The following is a 19,811-nucleotide window of genomic DNA, read 5'->3' on the forward strand; positions in this document are numbered from 1 at the left end:
GAGAAAGAACGTAACTAAACCTTTTACGCTCCATTAAAAAAAGATGAACGGAAGATTAAAAAGTCACTGCCATATTTTTCAGCAGTGGCTTTACACATTCACTTTTAAAAATTCGGCTTGTTGTCAGCCTTAATTTCACCTAATTATAGCTGCGTATATTTAAAAGAACCCGAGTGGATCTTCGCTGTAACTGACTAATAAATTTTTGGTTTGTTGATAGTGGCTCAACGCTAGCTTATGGGTTTCTCTACCAATCCCTGACTTTTTATAACCGCCAAACGCAGCATGCGCTGGGTACATGTGATAACAGTTGGTCCACACCCTGCCCGCTTCAATTTTCCGTCCCATGCGATAAGCCAAATTCATATTTCGGCTCCATACACCTGCGCCAAGTCCAAACTCGGAACTGTTGGCAAGTTTGAGTGCTTCGGCTTCGTCCTTAAAGGTCGACATTGAGATAACTGGGCCGAAAATTTCCTCCTGAAAGACACGCATATCGTTGGTTCCTTTCAGCAACGTTGGCTGAATATAAAAGCCGCTATTCAGTTCATCTGTCAACTGCTCAACATTTCCCCCTGTGAGTACTTCAGCACCTTCACTTTTACCAATTTCAATATAGTTGAGTATTTTGTCGAACTGTTCTTTTGATGCTTGTGCCCCCACCATGGTCTCAGTATCAAGGGGGTTACCTCTTAAAATTTTCGCGGTGCGCTCAAGAATTTTTTCCATAAACTGATCGTAAATGTCTTCTTGAATAAACAATCTCGACGGACAGGTACACACCTCGCCTTGGTTAAAGTATGCAAGTACGGCACCTTCAATCGCTTTCGATAAAAACGCGTCGTCTTTATCCATAACGTCATTAAAGAAGATATTTGGTGATTTACCTCCTAATTCGACCGTCGAGGGAATGATATTATCAGCCGCACACTTTAGGATATGAGAGCCCACTGGCGTTGAGCCAGTAAAAGCAATTTTGGCAATTCGCTTGCTCGTAGCTAGCGCTTCCCCCGCCTCTTTACCAAAACCGTTAACAATGTTTAGTACACCAGGTGGTAGCAAGTCGCCAATAATTTCAGTAAGCACTAGAATAGAAGCCGGCGTTTGTTCTGCTGGTTTGAGCACCACACAATTGCCTGCGGCTAATGCAGGTGCAAGCTTCCATGCAGCCATAAGAATGGGGAAGTTCCACGGAATAATTTGACCAACAACTCCCAGTGGCTCGTGAAAATGGTAAGCAACGGTTGTTTCGTCTATTTCACCAATAGAACCATCTTGAGAACGCAGGCAACCTGCGAAATACCTGAAATGATCGGCGGCGAGAGGAATATCAGCCGCTAAGGTTTCGCGTACTGCTTTGCCATTGTCCCACGTATCTGCTACAGCCAGCAGCTCTAAATTCTCTTCTATAAGATCGGCAATTTTAAGCAGAATATTACTACGCTCAGTGACAGATGTTGTTCCCCATCCTTCCCTCGCCTCGTGTGCTTTATCAAGGGCAAGATTAATATCATCAGCGTCTGAACGCGGTATCTTACAAAACACTTTTCCGTTAACCGGGCTAATATTGTCAAAATAGTTACCATTAACAGGCTCAACCCACTGCCCGCCAATATAGTTACCATATTGAGCTTTAAAATTTACAAGTGCGCCTTCACTTCCGGGATTTGCATAAATCATATTTGTGCTCTCTTCTTGTTGTCTAGCGGTAAAAATTCATATAGCTATTGGTCGTAAATATAGATAAAACACCATGCTTTATATTCACTATTGATTTACATTAATATAACAATAGGAAGGTAACTTGATTTGCTGTCCAAGAAATTTGCCTGAGAGTCCAAACAATCAGTAAAGGCTAACTATGCATACTCCGAATTTAGACAAAAAACGTCAACAGCTTGATGTCTTAATTGAAAACAAGGTTACATTTTCTGCTGACAGCAGTGAGTTGAGTATTTACGACACCTACGAAAGTGCTCAAAAGGTTGCACTTCACTCAAACGAGCTACTTTTCTGCGCTATGCTAACTGGTAAGAAAATAATGCACGTAGAAAGCAGCCAATATCACAAAGCATTTTTACCACATGAATCGTTTGTGGTTGCTCCGCAAAATAAGGTGCTTATTGACTTTCCTCAGGCTTCTCTCAATCGGCCCACAACGTGTCTTGCTATAGAGATAAGCCGAGACAAGATCAATGATGTCTCCAAGGCGCTAAATATGAAGCAGCGGATAGCCCACGATGCCTTGTTTGAGTACGTTCCAAATGTCGTGCATACCCAGCACAATGTACAAACACAGCAATTACTAGAGCGTATGGTTCATTTATTCAGCGAACAAGGTGCCGAACGTCACTATTTAATTGATTTATCGTTGAACGAGCTAATTACTCGGTTATTGCAGCAGCAAAGTCGTGAGCTTCTTTTGGCAAATTCAGAAGAGCTGAAACTAGATAACAAAATAAGCGAAGCAATTAGGTATATAGAAGAGAATGTTTCGCAAGACTTAGACATTAACAAGCTGTGTAAGATAGCATGCATGAGTAGAAGCAAATTCTATCAGCAGTTTAAGCTTGCCTTTGGTACTACACCGGCTTTATTTCAACAGCAATTGCGTTTAAAGCGCGCACGGGCCCAACTGCTCAGCGGTCAATCTATCAGCGCCGTGTGTTTCGATTTAGGGTTTAATAGTGCAAGTCATTTTAGTCGAGTATTTAAACAAGCTTTTGGCATTGCGCCAAAAGAGTGCCGGCACTAATGCACCAAACAGATCGAGTAGGGTGAGGCTTGCGCCTCATCCCTCTCACAGAACCGTACGTACGGGCCTCGTATACGGCTCCTGCATACTTCATATCACTTGCTAAGTGACCGCCCTTGCCATTCGGATTATCTTCCCCTCAGTCAGGGTGATTCAGGTTTCTTTCAACCTGACGGGTTTGCCAGCTTCGCTGGGCAAACAAAAAAAGCCGAAGCTATTTGGCTTCGGCTTTGTCTTGGGTTATAACGCTATTAAAGGCTACTCATACTCTGAACAGAAACAGGCCCAATATTAGCAGCTTCCACTTCTGCTTTAATTTTCTCTGCATCGCCAATAATCAACCATGTTAATTTATCAGGCTGAACCACCTGCTTTGCAGCATCGTTTAAGTCGTCTAGCGACAAGCTATTATACTTCTCCACTAAACTTTCAGGGTAGTCGTAGTCGCGATTAAAGCGACTGCTCGATAGCAAACTGCTAAGCACAGAGCCAGCCGTTTCAAACTGTCCTGGCAACGAACGTACTTGGTCTAATCGTGCGCGCTCTAACTCTAACTCTGTGGGCGGTTTGTCGCCTAAGTAGCCATTAAGCTCTTTCTTTAATTCCAGTAGAGATGCACCGGTTTTATCGGTTTGTACAGGTGCATAAACCATATACGGCCTTTGACCTCTTGCTTCTTGTAAGAAAGTGTAGGCGCCATAGGCCCAACCCTTGTCTTCACGCAAATTCATGTTCACACGCGCAGTAAAGGCTCCACCCAAGGTCTCATTCATCGCCATAATGGCAATGTTATTATCTACACCGGTAGGCGGTGCTAAATGTGCAGCAAGAATAAGCGATTGTTGAGACCCAGGACGGTCAATAATAATCGCTCTTCCCTTTTCTGGCATGCTTGCCTGGGCAATTTGCTTAGTGCCCTTTTCACCCGATGCCTTCCATTTACCAAACTCTTTTTCAAGCACGGGTTTAATTTCGTCGAGCGTGGTGTCGCCCACTACGAATACCGTGGCATTATCTGGACGTAACCAGGTGTTTTTAAAGTCGACCAGGTCGCTGCGAGTGACCGACTGAACACCTTCAGCAGTTCCAGAACCGGTAAAAGGGATCCCATAAGCGTGATCATCGCCGTAAATAAGCGGTGGTAGCAAGGTAAGGGCAATGCTCACTGGACGTGTTTTCTGCTGCGCAATTTCGCTTAGAATAAGCGCGCGCTGACGTTCAATCTCTTCTTTATCAAAGGTCGGCTTTTTCAAAATATCACCAAACAACGACAAAGAATCGTCCATATTTTCTTTTAACATAGACATACTGACAGTGGTGGTATCAAGGTTAGAACCACTGTTTAGCCTAGTACCTAGCTTTTCAAGCTCCGCCGCCAGCTCTAGTGCATCATAACGGCCAGCGCCTTCATCTAACATGACAGTGGCAAAATTTGCCAATCCGAGTTTTCCACCCGCATCGGCAGAATAACCAGCGTCAAACTGAACGGCAACATTCACAATGGGTACAGTAGAGCGCTTTGCAAACACCACTTCAATACCATTTGATAAGGTGGTTTTCTCCACATCAGGAAAAGACAATTGAGTTTCCGCAGATATGGCAGGAAGCCCAGAGCTTCTGTCTACCCCTTCAGTGCTCGCAGTATGCTCGGCAAAAGGCACAAAGGTAATTTGATGCCATCCATCGCCCAACCATTCGTTAGCCGCAGCTTTAACCTTTTTAGGTGTGGCGCTAGCAAGTTCTTTCAACTCGGTTTTAAAATACGTAGGGTCGCCAGCAATGAATTCACCTGATGCCAGTCTATCAGCTTTACCACCGAAGCCTCCTACTTCTTCAAGCCCACGAATAATTGAAGCACGGCGCTTTGTTGATACCAGCTTTACTTCATCTTTGGTAGGGCCTTTACGCAAAAACTCTTGGATAATTTTATCCATTTCACGCTCTACTTTCTTAACATCTGCGCCTGGTGCTACATCTACGCTAAGACCGAAAATGGACGCAATTTGTAGCTCGTAATTAAACACCGATGCATTTGTTGCGATTTGTTGGTCGTAAACAAGCTCTTTGTACATGCGAGAGTTTTTGCCATCACCTAGCACACTTGCTGCAATAAGCAGATCTGTGGCTTCTGGGCTCATGTTTTCAGGCGAAACCCAAAGGCGTGAGATTCGAGTTTGCGGTACTTTGTCCTGAATAATTTCTCTGGTGTTCGCGGTACGCGTTGGGATCCAAGATTGCCATTTAGACAAAGATGGGCCAGGTTCAATATCACCAAAATACTTATTGACCAGAGGCTTGGCTTCGTCAGCATTAATATCACCACTAAGCACCAAAATCGCGTTGTTCGGGCCATAGTATTTATTGAACCACGACTTCACATCGTCTAGTGAAGCGGAGTTCAAATCTTCCATAGAGCCGATAACGTTATGTGAATACGGATGTTCGTTGGGAAACAGTGCTTTAACGGCATGATCTAAAAACGCACCATAGGGCTGGTCTCCACGTTGACGTTTCTCATTTTGAACAACGCCGCGCTGCTCATCCAGTTTCTCTTGCGTCACTGCGCCTAGGAGGTGACCCATGCGGTCTGATTCCATCCATAATATACGGTCAAGAGCAGGTGTCGGAACGGTTTGAAAGTAGTTAGTGCGGTCGAAACTGGTGGTGCCATTTAGACCCGTAGCACCGGCTTCTTGTAGCGCACCAAACCACTCGTCATCATAGTTTTCAGTGCCATTGAACATAAGGTGCTCGAAAAGATGAGCAAACCCTGATTTACCTTCAGGCTCATCTTTCGAACCAACCTTATACCATACCGCCACGGCCACAACCGGCGCCTTTCGATCTTCATGAACAATAACGGTAAGGCCGTTGTCCATGGTGAACTTTTCGTAGCTAATATCAATATCGTCATCAGCAACGACCGGTGACATTCCCACCAAGGTGATGGCTACAACGCTAAAACATCGCCTCGTTAAATTTTTAAACACCCGCATAAAATATTGTCCTTATTTTTATGAACGTTCTATTTATATTTGTACTATTTTGTCATCTATTTTCGTTAGCACCGAAACCTAACTCCCATTAATTAGAGGCGTTTCCTCTTCAATGCTAAGAAAGCAGAAGCTCCCCACAATTAAGTTAGCGTTGTGATGACACTAACGCAATGATCAGACGCAATAAGAATCGTTACAAAACGTTAAAAAACGGAAGAAGCCACTGTACATTTCAACTAGTTTTTAAGCGCTGCTTAGTCGGCTTATTTCTCTTGTGGTATAGAAAAAGGCAATCACGGCACTGAGAATAACAACACCCACTATAGTGTAGAACATCGATACCATAGGGTAGTCCAATACAATAATGAGCGTATAGTTAATTGCTGCTGGCACTACAAGTTGGCGTGCTATACCCAAATACATGGGGAACATGGGCTTTTGCATCGCCTGCAATACCGCCACGCTTTGGAACAAGATTACATAAGCATAGAAAGCTAATGTGTCTATCCTTAAATAAGTAATACCTGTGCTTTGTATGGTTGTATCATCAGTAAATAAGCTCATGGCCAAGGGCGAAAGAAAATACATTACAGGTATTGATACAAAGGCCATAAACAAACCTATTAGTAGCCCTTTGCGATAAGTCTCCGATACTCTGTCGAAATAGTTCAACCCCATGTTTTGCCCAGCAATAGCCATAACTGCACTGTTTAAACCCAAAGCCGGTAACAGCAACACTTGCTCGAGGCGAAGTCCTACAGTGTAGCCAGCAACATGCTCACTACCGAACTGCCCTATAAGAGCCACCGTAATAAACCCGCCCAAAATGATGGTGAGCATATTAAAACTGGCTGGCAGTATCTGCCGTAATAAATCACGCCATCGTGCTTTATCAAAGGTGGGTTTCACAGAGATATTCAACCGTTTCATCAGCACTCGAAACAAATAAAATGCGGTTGCAAACTTGATAACAACAGTTGCGAGGGCAATGCCACTTACGCCTAAATCTAATACAAACGTGAATAGAGGATTGAGCCCGAAATTAGCGACAAAGCCCACCATTAAGGCGTTGCGGTTAGATTTTGTATCACCTAATGCCATGAGTGCACCTGCGGCACCAAAAGACAAAGTAAAACCAAGAGAGCCAGCTAAAGTTACCCATAGATAGTCCATAGCCAGAGGTTCTATATTAGGTTCGGCGCCAAGTAAAACCACTAGAGGGCGAGCAGCAAAGAAGCCAATTACACAAGACAATGCACTAAACGCAATCGCTAAACCACTGACATTATCAAGCCAACCTTTAACCTCATGTGTTTCGCCACGGCCAGCACCAGGCGCTATCATAGCTGAAGCACCAGTTTGAATGCCTATACCAATAGACAGCAGCAAAAAGAAAACGCTAGAGGCAATAGACAGCCCGGCCAACGCATTGTCTGAAAGATAGCCCGCAAACCAAATGTCGGTAAGGTTGTAGAGAGTATTGAAAATCATGCCTGTGGATGCAGGTATAGATAACCGAATCATGTGGCCCACAATTGAGCCTTCGGTTAAAGATGGGTCTGACTTCTTTGCTTCCATTTAGCTACTCCAGCTATGTCGGATAACGCTAGTGACATACCGATTTTTAAGCCCCAAAGAAAAATACACTCCATAAAAACAACAAAAATCGAACAATAATAAAGACGCATCTGCTCGTTTATAGGAGCAAATGCGATAATAAAAAGCACTTACCAAAGCGCGATTTCTTTCATGGACGTTTTTACGCAGGCGGGAGTTTTAAGTTTAGTTATATAGTAAAGATAAGATATCAATATGATGACGTCATAGCAGAAATTGAGGCTGAATTTTGAGCAGGCGATAAAAGAGTTTAAAGGCAGCACGCCTAAACTTGACGGTGCTGCCTGTATAATTGGAGGCAAATAGCAGTGACGTACTGCATTACTTCTGCTGTCTAGCGGCTAACTTCTCTAGTTGTTCATCTGTAGCAGGAAGCTGGTGTTTTTCTTTCCATTCTGAATAAGGCATTTTGTAAACAACCTCTCTAGCAGCCTCGTAATCTACATCAACGCCTTTCTCGCTAGCCGCAGACGAATACCATTTAGCTAAACAGTTACGACAAAAATCAGCCAAAATCATCAAATCGATATTCTGAACGTCTTTATTTTCGTCTAGGTGCTCTACTAAACGACGAAATACGGCAGCTTCTATTTCAGTTTGAGTTTGCTTATCCATTTTTATCCTTTTTTACCTTAACGCTATTTAGGACGGGTCAACCAAAACAAAAAAGGGAGCTAGGCTCCCTTTTTCAGTCTTTCTTACTTCTTAATGGGCACATACTTTAATGAATGTACGAAAGCGTTTTTGCGCTTTTTCCACACTATTACTCTGCGTCGTCAGACTTAGGCGCAGGCTTTTCTAGAAGTTCTTTAATGCTTAGACGTACGCGGTTTTGGCGATCAATTTCCATAACCTTAACATCAACCATCTCACCTTCTTTAAGATAGTCAGTTACTTTATTCACACGCTCGTGAGCGATTTGTGAAATGTGTACAAGACCTTCTTTACCTGGAAGTACTTCCACGAACGCACCGAAGTCAACGATGCGGGTAATTTTACCGTTATAGGTTTTACCCACTTCGATTTCGGCAGTAACCTGCTCAATCTTAGCAATAGCGATTTCTGCTTTCGCACGCTCTGTTGCGAAGATTTTGATAGTGCCGTCATCTTCAATTTCGATGTTGGTATCAGACTCTTCAGTGATTTGACGGATCATTGCGCCGCCTTTACCAATCACATCACGGATCTTATCCTGGTCTACCTTCATGGTGTAGATGCGAGGTGCAAATTCACTTAGTTCTTCGCGATGTCCGCCAATGGCTTCATCCATCACTTTTAAGATATGCAAACGTGCTTCTTTAGCCTGCTTAAGTGCGATCTGCATGATCTCTTTAGTAATACCTTCAATCTTTATGTCCATTTGAAGTGCAGTAATACCATCGGTAGTACCCGCTACTTTAAAGTCCATATCGCCAAGGTGATCTTCGTCACCAAGGATGTCTGAGAGTACAACAAAGTTGTCATCACTTTTCACAAGACCCATTGCGATACCAGCAACAGATGCCTTGATAGGAACACCTGCATCCATAAGCGCAAGTGAAGTACCACATACTGACGCCATAGATGATGAACCGTTAGACTCAGTGATTTCAGATACTACACGTACTACGTACGGGAATTCTTCTTCACTTGGCATAACTGCTTGAATACCGCGCTTTGCTAAACGGCCGTGGCCAATTTCGCGACGCTTTGGCGAACCAACAAAACCAGTTTCACCCACACAGTATGGAGGGAAGTTGTAGTGAAGCATGAAGCGACTATCGCGCTTACCCTGAAGCTCGTCAATCATCTGTGCATCACGCTCTGTACCAAGCGTTGCTGCAACGATGGCTTGCGTTTCACCACGAGTAAACAATGACGAACCATGAGTACGCGGTAAAATGCCTGTAGCCACATCAATGGCGCGAATCATTTTAGGGTCGCGACCGTCGATGCGTGGCTCGCCAGAAAGAATACGTGAACGTACTACGTCAGACTCAAGCTCGTGAAGAAGGTCAAGTACTTCTTTTTGGTCTTGCTCTTCGTCTTCTGCAACAATGGCTGCAAGCGCTTTTTCTGTCGCAGCAACAACTGCGTCTTTACGCTCTAGCTTGTCAGAAATCTGGTAAGCAGCCGTCATTTCTGCTTCAGCTAACGCTTTTACTTTGTCTTTTAGCGATGTATTTTCCGCTTCTGGTTTCCAGTCCCACTTTTCAGTACCAACTTCAGCCGCGAATTCATTTACCGCATTAACAACAGTTTGCATTTGCTCGTGACCGTACATAACGGCACCAAGCATAGTGTCTTCTGAAAGCACATTGGCTTCAGATTCAACCATTAATACCGCACCTTCTGTACCAGCAACAACCAAGTCAAGTTCGCTTGATTCTTGCTCTTCAGCACGTGTATTAAGAATATATTCACCATTGCTGTATCCCACACGAGCTGCACCGACTGGACCGTTAAACGGCATACCAGAAATGGCTAGTGCTGCAGAGGTACCAATAAGTGAGATGATGTCAGTAGGAATATCTGGGTTAGCAGACATTACAGTGATGATAATCTGAACTTCATTTTTGAAGCCTTCAGGGAAAAGTGGACGAATTGGACGGTCAATAAGACGTGCAATTAACGTTTCACCTTCAGATGGACGGCCTTCACGCTTGAAGAATCCACCAGGGATTTTACCCGCAGCATACGCTTTTTCTTGGTAGTTTACCGTTAGTGGGAAGAAATCTTGACCTGCGTTCGCTTCTTTCTTACCAACTACCGATACCAATACAGACGTGTCGTCCATACTTGCCAAAACCGCAGCTGTTGCCTGACGAGCAATTACGCCCGTCTCTAGAGTTACAGTATGCTGACCATACTGAAATGATTTAGTAATAGGAGTCACTATTTGTCCTTTAATTCCAATCTTTATTTATCGCTTTTAATTGCGGTGCTCAGTATAGCGATGAACACAGAATTTTGCCATCGCCAAATGAAGGAGAAGATTGAAATTATTATGTATTTATCTCCTGCATTTCCCACCGCAGCTTCATCACTCGATTAAAAAAGATTACATGGCTATATTTTCATCACAATGCAATAAACTGATGTCACAAAATCGAGTACGATAGAAAAAAGCAAAGGTCAAAACTAACAACCATATAAAACAACTGTATAAAACAAATGTGCGTTAAGGGGAATTTATGCTTGTGCTAAGACTGAATAAGGCTGGAATGCCACAAGAGTGGATAGACATAGAACACGCCGCCAAACTATATTGCCAAGACAAGGTATTGTTCGAGCTTGGCACAGATGCCATAACGCTTAAAGGTGGATGGAATCACGCAGGTATTCAAAGTGAGCTGTCGTTGTCGAGTATTATCGCTTGCGATGGCAAGGTCAATGATATGAGTGGAAAAATTGCATTAACCAATAAATACCTTTTTCGTCGAGATAGTTATATGTGCCTTTATTGCGGTGCGCAGTTTTCGCCAAAACAGCTTACGCGGGACCATATTATACCTCGTTCAAGGGGCGGAAAAGACAGCTGGACCAACGTGGCCTCTGCCTGTCAGCGATGCAATCACGCAAAAGGAGCAAAGACCCCCGAAGAGGCAAATATGCCATTACTTGCTGTTCCGTTCAGGCCAAACGTATATGAGCGTTTTTATTTGATGAACAGAAAAATTCTATCGGACCAAATGGCTTTTTTGGAAAGTCATTTTACTCGATATAGGCAATGGAAATGCAGCTAGAGTGCGCCACCTGAAGACGATTGTGTACTTATTGCATTGTGGGCCTGCATGGATGTTTGACTTTGCTCTTGAAGCGTTGCCAGCATCTGACTTTCCTCTTTCAACGCTCTAAACCAAAGACTCAACCAATCTGAACACATCTTGTGCTCAAGTTCTTGTGCCTCGTCCGTAGGACAAAAAAGGTTAACCTGCACCACCACCTTTGCAAGCTCGTTGGTTTTGATTTCAATTTCCGGATCGATTCGAATAAATTCTTGCTCGAGATGTCTTTCGATTAAACCCTTGTATCGTTCTGCGACATCGCGAAAATACTCACAGTGAGCCTGCGCTCTCGCGTGAAAAGCGGGTAAAAGACTATAGGCGTTTACGGTAGGCTCGTTAACAATACTGAAAGAATGCAAGCGATATCGACGCATAAAGTTGAGGTTGCGTACCGTTTGAGTAACCAGTTGGCTATTAGGTACGTATACGTGCTTACCCGTATAGTTAAAGCTCTCCCTATCCACTTCCAACATGGTGGTTTTGGCCCAGTCCATTTCTACCACTTCACCTATATTGTTATTCATCTGTATCCAGTCGCCCACCCGAAAAGGCCGAGCACCCAAATAGTAAATAAAGCCCATGAAGCATTGAATAAATTCGCGGGTGGCCAGCACAATGGCCACCATGAAGGCAGCAATTGATATAGCGAGGGTTTGAATTTCAGCAGACCAAAGCACCATCAGCAATATGATGTTAACGCATTACCCAGCTGCTCTAAAATGTTGATCTGATTTCGTCTATCCTCACCTTTGCGAGAACTTCTGAGTTTAATAAGGCGCAACATGCCCTTTTTGGTGTAATGCAGAGAAATAAGCAGTAAGACAGAAGCCAATAGCTTGTATTCATGCGCATACGCAATGAATGTTTGCCATATTTGTGCTGGTTCCATCACATTCTCCATCAAGTCACTCCACGCTAATTTATTGAAAGCAAAAAAAAACGCTGACGAATGTCAGCGCTTTGTATTATGAAGCACTCAACGAGCAGGCACAATGCCGACCAGTCACTATGTGCTTTTTGTGAGCTTTTATTACCGAAAACTATTTAGTAAAAACACCCTTAGCAAAAAAGCTCTCATATTTGGCTTATTGGCGAATTTGACCTTCGCCATTCACTAAATACTTTTCTGAGGTTAAAGACTCTAATCCCATTGGGCCATAGGCATGCAGTTTTGTTGTCGCTATACCTATTTCTGCGCCTAAACCTAGCTGACTTCCGTCAGAAAAACGTGAAGAAGCGTTTACCATAACAACACTGGCATCAACTGCGCGTTGGAATAATTTCGCTTTTTCTTTGTCTTTTGTACAAATAACTTCGGTGTGGTTACTACCAAACTGCGCTATGTGATCGATTGCACCGTCGAAGTCATCAACAACACGAATTGCTATTTCAAGACCTAAGTATTCTTCACCGTACCCAGATTCATCAATAACGTCAGCACCCTCAAAGTACTCACTGCCTTTGCTGTCAACGTGAACCTTAACATTATGCTCTTTAAATGCTTGCGCAACACGAGGTAAAAAGTCGCCAGCAATTGCTTGGTGAACAACTAAACCTTCAAGTGCATTACACACACCTGTTCTCTGGGTTTTACCATTAAGCAAAATTTCTAGTGCATTGTCCAAATCAGCATCACTGTCTACGTATAAGTGACAAACGCCTTTAAAATGCTGAATTACTGGAACTTTAGAGTTATCGGTAACGTAATTGATTAGACCTTCACCGCCGCGAGGTATGATCACGTCAATATAATCTCTTTGTTCCATCAACTCTTGCATAAGGGCGCGGTCAGGGTTAGGAACAACCGTGACTAATGCCTTCGGCAAATTATGCTTTTCAAGTGTATCTTGCATTAACTCTGCAATGGCAAGACTAGTATCTAGCGCTTCTTTACCACCACGCAAAATAACTGCATTACCTGATTTGAAGCATAGAGCACCTGCATCAGCAGTTACATTTGGGCGTGCTTCATAAATCATGCAAACTACCCCTAGTGGGATGCGCATTTTCTTAATTTCGATGCCGTTCGGTCGAGTACCGAAAACACGTTCTTTACCCACGGGATCGTCAAGCTCAACAATAACCTCAATTCCCTCTGCCATCGCTTCTATACGCTCATCATCTAGGATGAGACGATCGATCATAGCTTCATCAAGGTTATTTTCTTTGGCGCGAGCTACTTCTTTTTCGTTAACCGCAATTATCTTGTCTTTGTTGGCTCTAATAGCTGCAGCCATGTCAGTTAACACCGCGTTTTTTTGGCTTTCGTCTAAAACAGCCAATTTACGTGCAGCTTGTTTTGCTTGTTGTGCTAACTCAGTAATAATACTCATTCTTTCTCCAGGTTTGCTACGTGCTGATCAGAAATAATTGGCCCCGTTTTCTCTTCGAACTCGTGGGCAAATTCATCACTGTCCTGATTCGCAATAAAATTCAATAAACAGCTACTGTAATTCGACTTGGCCTTCACCAGTTTAGTGCCGTCTTCCTTGCGTACTAAAATAGTATCGCCTACGGAAAACTCGCCTTTTACGCCGATTATTTCGCTACTCGTTAACTGGTCACTGTCGGTACCTAAAGTGCCATCGAAATTACCTTCAATAATCACTTCGCCCTGCGCATTTGATGTATGACGCATCCAGTGCTCGTTTTCTTTCATTGGCTTCTTGAACGGTCTGAAATGCGTTCCAGGATTTTCACCTGCTAACAGCATATTAAAAGACAGTTCGGTAAAGCCATTAATAATGTAGGTATCTATACCGTGAGATACCGCTTTTTCGGCCGCTTCAATTTTGGTGCGCATTCCGCCGGTTCCAACACCGCCTTTCACTGCGCCGCCGGCCATGGCATAAATACTTTCGTCGATAGTATCCACCGATTTCAGCATTTTTGCATCGTCGTGCTCATGCGGGTTCTTGTCATACAACCCATCGATGTCAGAACAAATGATAAGCGCATCGGCATCGGCCGCTGCCGCTACCATCGCTGACAAATTATCATTGTCGCCTACTTTGAGTTTATCAGTAGTTACGGTGTCGTTCTCGTTAACAATCGGCAGAATATTGTTGTCCAGCAGGCTGAAAATTGTTTCACGAATACTCACGTAACGCTCTCTGTCGCGAAGGTCTGCATGTGTTAACAACATTTGTGCCGATGGGAAATCAAACAGTCGATCCCACGTTGCGATCATTTCGGTTTGACCCGCGGCCGCCATCGCTTTTTTCACCGCAATGTTGGTCTTTTCCTGATCTGCGAACATGTGTGACCCTGCGGCAACTGACCCTGATGACACAAGAACAACTTGCGTACCGTTCGCTCTACAGCGAACTATAAATTGTGCGATACTCAGCAAATAGTGGCTACTACACCCCTGTTGATTCGGCGCAATAAGTGCACTACCTACTTTAATGACGACGCGATTCCAATTTGGATGACTCATAATATATATCTAACCTTAAGATTGTTGATTCGCTAATTCTTGGCCGGCTTGTTCAAATGTAGCTTCTACATTCGGTGACGGATTTTCGCCCCATCTAGTTACCGCCCACAGAGTAATTGCACTTATTGCAAACCCTGGAATAATTTCGTAAATGACGCTGCTCAATGCCTGACCACCTTCAAGTATAGGCGCGTATATCCAGAACAGTACTGTCACTGCCCCCGAAACCATACCGGCAAGCGCAGCCTTCGCAGTTAGGTCCTTTTTATACAGACAAAACAGCACTAAAGGACCAAAAGCAGCACCAAATCCTGCCCATGCGTTACTCACTAATGACAAAATAGTGTTTGATGAATCTAGGGCCAAAATCAGAGCCACTACAGCAACCCCTGCTACACCATAACGTCCAATTGTGACTGTTTGTTTATCAGACACTTCTTTCTTTGTAATGACTCGATAAATATCTTCGGTCAGCGAACTCGCAGAAACCAGTAGTTGTGACGAAATTGTACTCATGATCGCAGCGAGTATAGCCGCCATCAAAAACCCGCTAATGTATGGGTGAAACAAAATTTGCGAGAAAATAATAAAAATAGTTTCCGGAGCATCTACACGAAGACCAAACTGGTTTGCATAGGCAACACCTACAAGTCCTGTACCCAAAGAGCCTATGATAGTTACTGTCATCCACGACATGCCAATTGTTCGAGCCGTGGAGATGGCTTTCACCGATCTAATTGCCATAAATCTAACAATGATGTGAGGTTGACCAAAATAACCAAGCCCCCATCCAAGACTCGATAGCAAGCCGACCAATGTTAACGCTTCCAAAGAGTCGGAAAAATTCGGTACAGATTCATACGCTGCGCTCGTCATTTGCGACGCGCTATCAAATTGACTGAAGGCCACAACAGGAACTAGCACTAACGCTAGAAACATAATACTACCTTGAACAAAGTCGGTTAGGCTAACTGCCAAAAAACCGCCTAACAAAGTGTATGACACCACTACGCCAAGAGTTATGAACAAACCAACTTGGTAATCGAGAGAAAATGCACTCTCAAAAAGCTTGCCGCCTGCTACTAAACCAGCGGATGTATACAGGGTGAAAAACAGTACGATGATTGTTGCCGAAACAATGCGCAAACTCGACTTTGGCGAATTAAAGCGCTTAGCAAAAAACTCTGGAACCGTAAGCGAGTCATCTGCTACCTCGGTGTATACGCGTAACTTAGGTGCAACGAAAATATAGTTTAAAAGCGCCCCGGTCAAAAGACCGATCGCTATATAAACTGCATCGAAGCCTGATATGTACATAGCTCCAGGCAAACCCATGAGCATCCAACCGGACATGTCTGAAGCGCCGGCTGAAAGCGCTGTTACGTGGGGACTTACTTGACGTCCACCAAGGATATAACCTGAAATATCGCTTGTAGATTGGCGATAGGCAAACACGCCTATACCTAGCATTGCAATAAAATACACTGCCAGCGATATGTAACTTTCAAATGCCATGTATTGCGAAAAATCCTCTGCTGCCTCGAAAATCTAATAATTTGACGATTTAACAACTTGATAGCTTAAACTGCACATTCTTCGTTAACCTTGGCTTCGTTAACCTTGGCTTCGTTAACGCTTCGTCAATGGAGCGAGCACTGTGCCAATCGACTTGTAGGCTTTTGGAATTATGACCAAACCCCATCAATTGCATCGAGCAATAATCATTAGAGTTCAAACAATATATAGATTTGCGAGAAAATATCAAGCGCAAATTATGCACAACTTAATTTCAGAGCAATTTGTCATGACTTTCACACCAATGATGTTTCACAAGCAACAACACCAGAAGTTTAAACACTTAAACCTTAAATATCAGAAGGTTAACTTTTTATAAATTTTCATGAAACAATATCAAATTACGGCGTATTTAACTAAACCTGGGTACTTAAATAGTTATAGAAACAATTATGACATAAATTAAATACAAGCAAGCACCAGAACAAATAACATTCAAAAGAAGCTTTAATCTCTGCATCTAGAGCACACTGTTACTTTCAAAATCTTTTTCACCGCTTTTTAAAGTAAAGGTTCGAATAAACTAAAATAACCGCTTTTTTCGCCAGTTTTGCTCTATGAACACCTTCGGGTGAAATTATACTTAGACTCCGCAAAATCAAGACCGAAGAGGGTTATTACTGCAAACCAAAATGGTTTTATCTTCGCCACCGCTATAAAAACAGAATTTATATAAACACAAGGTAACCGTTCACCAAGGCCCTATTGACAGGCAACTTTAAAGTCTTTGAGCAGAGGATAGGTGGTTTTATTCAGCGTCGCAGCAAGTATTGCCCGGATAACGCCCTTGCCATTCGGATTATCTTCCCCTCAGTCAGGGTGATTCAGGTTTCTTTCAACCTGACGGGTTTGCCAGCTTCGCTGGGCAAACAAAAAAGGCCAGCGACTGCTGGCCTTTCAATATGGTGCGGAAAGCGGGACTTGAACCCGCACGAGCTATGCTCACCACCCCCTCAAGATGGCGTGTCTACCAATTCCACCACTTCCGCAAATAAAGCTTAATCTGGGGTATTGCCGTCATCAGCTGGAACATCATCGCCAGCTGGCACGTTACCCTGAGTGTCCTGAACGTCCTGCATTGCCGGAACGTCTGAACCACTAACGGGAACATCGCTCTGTGCAGGTGCATCTTCAATAACTGGCACGTCTGCATCTGCAGGCACTTCTGCTGGTGTCTCAACCGCAGCAGGTACTTCCAAGTTATTCCACTCGTCTTCGGCACTTTCTCTATTCGCTGTCATCGCGCCTAGCGACAAGCTAATGAAGAAGAACAAACCCGCTAAAATTGACGTTGTGCGAGTCATAAAGTTACCAGAACCTGACGAACCAAACACGGTATTTGAACCACCTGAGCCAAAAGAAGCGCCCATATCAGCCCCTTTACCTTGCTGGATCAAAACAAACCCAATTAATAAGAGTGCTACAACTAGATATGCTATTAAAAGCACTTCGTATATCATAATTACCTCGTCAGTTTGCCGCTTGGCAAATTGAAATAAAATCTTCAGCTTTTAAACTGGCGCCGCCAATTAAGCCGCCATCAACGTCTTTTTGTGAAAATAACGTTTTAGCATTATCTGGTTTAACGCTGCCGCCGTATAAAATGCGAAGCTTACCAGCTAAGTCTGCGTCTACTTTAGTAAAGTAACCGCGAATGAATTCGTGCACTTCCTGAGCTTGCTCAGGCGTTGCCGTCTTCCCTGTACCTATGGCCCATATTGGCTCATATGCAATAACTGTTTTTGATAAATCGTCAACCGACAACGTCGCTGTTAATGCGTCTAACTGCTCGCCAACAAATTTCTCAACGTTACCCGCTTCTCTTACTGTTAAAGACTCACCAACACAAATAATGGGTGTTAAGCCGGCTTCAATACATTGCTTTGCTTTTAAAGCGACAAGATCACTAGACTCTTGCTGATCTTCTCTTCTCTCAGAGTGACCTACTATTGAGTAGGTACATCCTGCGTCTTTAAGCATTTCAACAGATAACTCACCTGTATGAGCACCGTTGTTGAGGTGACTCACATTTTGAGCACCTAGGGAAAATGAATTCGCTCTGAAAAGGTGCATCAGCGTAGCCGGCGGACAAACAACCGTTTCGGAGTCGCAATTTAATGCTTCTAGCTTCTCATTAAATTCAGCAACTAATGCCGAATTACCATTCATTTTCCAATTTCCAGCAACTAATGGCTGGCGTATTTTGTTACTCACTAGCTCGACCTTAGCCCTGTCTTTTAGCGGGCGTGATATTAACTATTTACAACGTAAGATACAAGTATAAAAAGCGAAATTTCCTGCTACGCCAACTAATTGGCGAGATTACGAACAGTTTCAGCAATATGCTCTGCCCATTTCATCGACTTCTGTTCTTCATTCGATTCCACCATAACCCGTATCAGTGGTTCAGTTCCACTTTTACGCAGTAAAACACGTCCTGTTTTACCGAGTGCTGCTTCGGCTTCTTGCTTTGCACGTTGAACATCTTTATGCGATAGGTAATCAACATTCTGCGCTGTATAGCGCACGTTCACCAGCGTTTGAGGATACATCTCAAAACCACTAGATAAATCGTGTAAGTCTAGTTGAGAACGCAACATGGCAGCCAACACCTGAAGGCCCGCCACAATTCCGTCACCCGTTGAACACATAGACAGATTTAAAACATGACCAGAATTCTCACCACCAATAGACCAGCCTTTCTGCTGTAGTAACTCCATCACGTAACGATCGCCTACTTTACTTCTCGCAAAGGGTACCCCTAGTTTACTAAGCGCATTTTCCAACCCAAGGTTGCTCATCAAAGTACCCACTACGCCGCCCTGCATTTGTCCGTTCTTCAGTGCATCGCGCGCAATGATATAGACAATTTGGTCACCATCGAGCACATTGCCTAGATGGTCTACCATCATCAGTCTGTCGCCATCACCATCTAGGGCAAAACCTAGATCGGCGCCTGTTTCTTTTACTTTCTCAACAACTGCATCCATAGACGTCGCACCAACCTTATCGTTGATGTTAAGTCCGTTTGGTGCAGTGCCTAATTCTATAACGTTCGCGCCAAGCTCTCGTAATACGTTAGGAGCAATGTGATACGTGGCACCATGAGCACAATCTACAACAATGGTTAAGCCTGTGAGGGATAGCTCAGAGGGGAAAGTACCTTTACAGAATTCAATGTAACGACCGGCAGCGTCATCTATACGCGTTGCTTTACCAAGCTTGTCTGAGGCTACGCAAGTCATAGGGCGCTCAAGCATTTCTTCAATGGCTAGTTCAATGTCATCGTCTAACTTAAATCCCTGAGAAGAAAAAAACTTTATTCCGTTATCGTAATAAGGGTTGTGAGAAGCGCTAATAACAATACCGGCTTCAGAACGAAATGTTTTGGTGAGGTAGGCTATTGCTGGGGTAGGCATAGGTCCTAACAAGCCTATATTTATACCTGCGGCAGAAAGACCCGCTTCAAGAGAAGACTCGAGCATGTAACCCGAGATACGCGTGTCTTTTCCAATAAGTACTTTATTTGTTCCTCTACCTGCGAGGACTTTTCCTGCTGCCCACCCTAACTTAATACAAAACTCAGGGTTAATATGACTTTCGCCCACTTTACCCCGAATACCGTCGGTACCAAAATATTTACGCTGACTCATTATTATTCC

General features: G+C 43.7%; 13 protein-coding genes, 1 tRNA gene and 1 pseudogene. 2 read left to right on the forward strand and 13 right to left on the reverse strand.

The window, feature by feature from the left end:
• Nucleotides 1-159 precede the first annotated feature (159 nt).
• On the reverse strand, nt 160-1,680 hold the full coding sequence (gene exaC, locus BM528_RS06070; protein ID WP_071979116.1) for an acetaldehyde dehydrogenase ExaC: 1,521 nt from the start codon (nt 1,678-1,680) through the stop codon (nt 160-162).
• Between the two features lie 181 nt (nt 1,681-1,861).
• Between exaC and BM528_RS06075 the strand changes: the two genes are divergently transcribed.
• Nucleotides 1,862-2,755, forward strand: a complete 894-nt coding sequence (locus tag BM528_RS06075) for an AraC family transcriptional regulator (protein WP_071979117.1) — start codon at nt 1,862-1,864, stop codon at nt 2,753-2,755.
• A 251-nt stretch (nt 2,756-3,006) separates the two neighbouring features.
• Here the strand turns inward: BM528_RS06075 and BM528_RS06080 are convergent, their stop codons facing one another.
• The 4 genes from BM528_RS06080 to pnp all read right to left on the reverse strand — a co-directional run bounded on the left by BM528_RS06080 (nt 3,007) and on the right by pnp (nt 10,243).
• Nucleotides 3,007-5,751 (reverse strand): M16 family metallopeptidase, encoded by a 2,745-nt coding sequence (locus BM528_RS06080; protein WP_071979118.1) that lies wholly within the window; start codon nt 5,749-5,751, stop codon nt 3,007-3,009.
• A gap of 243 nt (nt 5,752-5,994) precedes the next feature.
• A complete protein-coding gene (locus BM528_RS06085; protein WP_071979119.1) occupies nt 5,995-7,329 on the reverse strand; it encodes an MATE family efflux transporter in 1,335 nt (444 codons plus the stop codon).
• A gap of 360 nt (nt 7,330-7,689) precedes the next feature.
• On the reverse strand, nt 7,690-7,983 hold the full coding sequence (locus BM528_RS06090) for a DUF1244 domain-containing protein (protein WP_071979120.1): 294 nt from the start codon (nt 7,981-7,983) through the stop codon (nt 7,690-7,692).
• A 148-nt stretch (nt 7,984-8,131) separates the two neighbouring features.
• Entirely contained in the window at nt 8,132-10,243 is a 2,112-nt protein-coding gene (gene pnp / locus BM528_RS06095) for a polyribonucleotide nucleotidyltransferase (protein WP_071979121.1), read from the reverse strand.
• 298 nt (nt 10,244-10,541) lie between these two features.
• Here pnp and BM528_RS06100 point away from each other — a divergent pair, with 298 nt between their 5' ends.
• Complete coding sequence (locus BM528_RS06100; RefSeq protein ID WP_071979122.1) at nt 10,542-11,093, forward strand: HNH endonuclease; 552 nt, start codon at nt 10,542-10,544, stop codon at nt 11,091-11,093.
• On the opposite strand, the pseudogene BM528_RS06105 reads toward BM528_RS06100, so the two are convergent.
• From BM528_RS06105 to glmM, 8 genes and pseudogenes are all read right to left on the reverse strand, one after another.
• Nucleotides 11,090-12,036 (reverse strand): annotated as a pseudogene (locus BM528_RS06105) (mechanosensitive ion channel family protein). The gene BM528_RS06100 and the pseudogene BM528_RS06105 overlap by 4 nt on opposite strands.
• Nucleotides 12,037-12,220: 184 nt before the next feature.
• The gene (locus BM528_RS06110; protein WP_071979123.1) at nt 12,221-13,468 is read right to left on the reverse strand and encodes a glutamate-5-semialdehyde dehydrogenase; all 1,248 of its coding nucleotides are present in this window, start codon (nt 13,466-13,468) and stop codon (nt 12,221-12,223) included.
• Nucleotides 13,465-14,574: a glutamate 5-kinase gene (gene proB, locus BM528_RS06115; RefSeq protein ID WP_071979124.1), complete on the reverse strand. Its 1,110-nt coding sequence runs from the start codon at nt 14,572-14,574 to the stop codon at nt 13,465-13,467. Before proB ends, BM528_RS06110 begins: the two co-directional genes overlap by 4 nt.
• A 15-nt stretch (nt 14,575-14,589) precedes the next feature.
• Nucleotides 14,590-16,089 (reverse strand): sodium/proline symporter PutP, encoded by a 1,500-nt coding sequence (putP, locus tag BM528_RS06120; RefSeq protein WP_071979125.1) that lies wholly within the window; start codon nt 16,087-16,089, stop codon nt 14,590-14,592.
• A gap of 963 nt (nt 16,090-17,052) precedes the next feature.
• Nucleotides 17,053-17,138 (reverse strand) — tRNA-Leu (locus BM528_RS06130).
• Nucleotides 17,139-17,147: 9 nt separating this feature from the next.
• Complete coding sequence (secG, locus tag BM528_RS06135; RefSeq protein ID WP_071979127.1) at nt 17,148-17,609, reverse strand: preprotein translocase subunit SecG; 462 nt, start codon at nt 17,607-17,609, stop codon at nt 17,148-17,150.
• A gap of 10 nt (nt 17,610-17,619) precedes the next feature.
• Complete coding sequence (gene tpiA, locus BM528_RS06140) at nt 17,620-18,363, reverse strand: triose-phosphate isomerase (protein ID WP_071979128.1); 744 nt, start codon at nt 18,361-18,363, stop codon at nt 17,620-17,622.
• A gap of 95 nt (nt 18,364-18,458) precedes the next feature.
• A complete protein-coding gene (glmM, locus tag BM528_RS06145; RefSeq protein ID WP_071979129.1) occupies nt 18,459-19,802 on the reverse strand; it encodes a phosphoglucosamine mutase in 1,344 nt (447 codons plus the stop codon).
• Between the last annotated feature and the right edge of the window lie 9 nt (nt 19,803-19,811).

This window comes from Alteromonas sp. RW2A1 (assembly GCF_001886475.1).
In the GTDB taxonomy this organism is placed as follows: Bacteria; Pseudomonadota; Gammaproteobacteria; order Enterobacterales; family Alteromonadaceae; genus Alteromonas; species Alteromonas hispanica.